The sequence below is a fragment of the Dysgonomonas sp. 521 genome, from assembly GCF_010501055.1.
Lineage (GTDB): Bacteria > Bacteroidota > Bacteroidia > Bacteroidales > Dysgonomonadaceae > Dysgonomonas.
Map to the genome: position 1 here is coordinate 1 of NZ_QVMO01000194.1, position 2,390 is coordinate 2,390.

The following is a 2,390-nucleotide window of genomic DNA, read 5'->3' on the forward strand; positions in this document are numbered from 1 at the left end:
TAAGGAACCGCCACGTGCCGAACGGCATGCGTGGTGGTGTGAGAGGTCGGAAAATGAAATAGGAGGAAACTATTTCATTTTCCTCCTACTCGATTACCTTAGCCTTATGAAACGCGGACATGCCGATTTACCTCTCCATTACGGGACAGTGCCTCAGTGGCTGGCTCAGCGAATGAGTTTGCTGGGTGGCGCCATTGTAGAAGCTATCGTTATAGAGTATGGGCGTCCGGCATTGTTGCAACGTCTTAGCGACCCGTTTTGGTTCCAGTCGCTGGGTTGTGTGTTGGGTATGGACTGGCACTCGTCAGGCATTACAACATCTGTGATGAACGCTTTGAAAAAAGCGATAAATAAACGGTCGTCCGAATTAGGCGTATATGTGTGTGGAGGACGGGGGAAATCTTCCCGCCAAACCCCCGCTGAACTTCTCGAAATAGCGAATAAAACCGGACTCAACGGCGAAGAACTGGTAAGGAATAGCCGCCTGTCGGCAAAGGTAGACAATACAGCCGTTCAGGATGGTTTTCAGCTTTATCTGCATTCCTTTGTCGTTACGGTAGAAGGCGAGTGGGCTGTTATACAGCAGGGTATGAACGCCGATAACCGGATGGCACGGCGCTATCACTGGCTTTCGTCCTCTATCCGTTCGTTCGTGGAAGAACCGCATACGTCTGTTTGTGGAAAAAATCAGGGTCTGATCCTTAACCTGACGGATAAACTGGCGTCTCCTACCAAAGATGGTATCTTGGAACTGACCAAGGAATTGCCGGATAAGCTGATGCGTGAGGTTTCCATTATCTTGCCCGATCATCATGATGTGCGGGTGGAAGATGTAAACCTGAAACGTTTGGGGGCTGCGTTGATCCTTGCCCACGAGACGGATATCAAGAATATCGAATCCCTGCTTTTACTCGAGGGTGTGGGGCCTCGTACAGTGCAATCGCTTACATTGGTCAGCGAAGTGATACACGGCACGCCGTCCCGCTTTTCCGATCCGGCACGGTTCTCGTTCGCCCACGGAGGAAAGGACGGGCATCCGTTCCCCGTACCTACACGGGTATATGACGAAACTATCGAGATATTCGATAAGGCTATCCATCAGTCCAGATTGGGGGATAATGACAAGTCGGAAGCTTTAAAGAACCTTTCTAAAATATCTCAGGAAATAGAAAAGGGATATACTCCCAATAATTATTTTGACGATCTGGTACAGCACGAACGCGATACTTCTTATAAGTATGGGGGCAAGACTGTTTTCGGCGATGCTAAAAAGCCAAAGCCAGGAGGTACACAATTGAAACTTTGGGATTAGTTTATAACGAACTATTGATAATAGAGTTTATGTCGAATAAAACACATAACACTTTATTCTATATAAACTCTATTACTTACAAAAGTAATAAAAAGGTCTGAGGCCTTTACTTTTCGTAATCGCAGACAAAGAAAAACGTGTAATCCCCAACCGTCTCCGCACTAACATTCAGCCAGCGGATATTTTTCTTCGAAGCAGTAGTTTTTGTAATCAGTTTGCCCGCCGAATCATAATCTTCGACCGACAAAACCCTGAAACGCCTGTTTGGGCAGTCGTACAGGCTGTAATATATACAATAGCTGAAATCATTCCATTTGTCAGCCTTCTGCGGCTTACCCATCTTCGTATACTCTGCCTTTATCTTATCTACATAAGCCTTACGCCTCTGTGGCGATGTATAAATACGCTTTTCGAAAGCATAAGCCACGCCGGCCTCGTGCTTGATACTGGCTGTATCGGTATAGATTTCCTCATCGTCCGTCACTGCCACATTAAACCATGCATGGAAGCCGGAACTAGCCTGACGTGTTGTCTGACAAGACGAAAGGCAAAGCGTAATTCCTATTATAAACAATACATATTTCATACATGCTGCATTTTATGTTTCAGAATATAAACTTACAAAATAAGCTGGTATCATTTACTTAACTTTTTTTATCTTTGTGGTAGTCTGAGGATATTAAATTGACTATCAACAGTTTTTGAAGATTCTCGCATGAAACGGGCAGTAGATAAGTAAGTATAAAGTGCTTAGATACACTTAGTTTTTCATGCTTTCAAATAACTCTGTTATCTGTTTGCAAATATAAGTTTTATATTTTAATTTGCAAAGGATTGAAATAGTTCTTCCAGCTATAAATAAACACAAAGAGGGTGTGTCAAAATAGACATGCCCTCTTTTTTACGCACAAAGACCGAACTTTCCCAAGCTCGGTCTTTGCTATTTCCTAAAGTATTGCTAACTTCAGGTATTCAAAAAATTATTATGTCAAAGATACATTTTCGTCCGTACATACCCAATCAAACGCTACTTTTTCCTGGTAGGATTGATGAAGATATTTCAGCGCACGATCCTGTT

The 2,390-nt window shown here is 43.6% G+C and carries 2 protein-coding genes; one reads left to right on the plus strand and one right to left on the minus strand.

Annotated features, from left to right (window positions below; all coding sequences use genetic code 11):
* The coding region (locus D0T84_RS22030) for a DUF763 domain-containing protein (protein ID WP_255495540.1) at positions 1-1,312 on the plus strand (1,312 nt) is incomplete at its 5' end.
* 106 nt (positions 1,313-1,418) lie between these two features.
* Here the strand turns inward: D0T84_RS22030 and D0T84_RS22035 are convergent.
* Positions 1,419-1,898: a surface-adhesin E family protein gene (locus tag D0T84_RS22035; protein WP_163310064.1), complete on the minus strand. Its 480-nt coding sequence runs from the start codon at positions 1,896-1,898 to the stop codon at positions 1,419-1,421.
* Between the last annotated feature and the right edge of the window lie 492 nt (positions 1,899-2,390).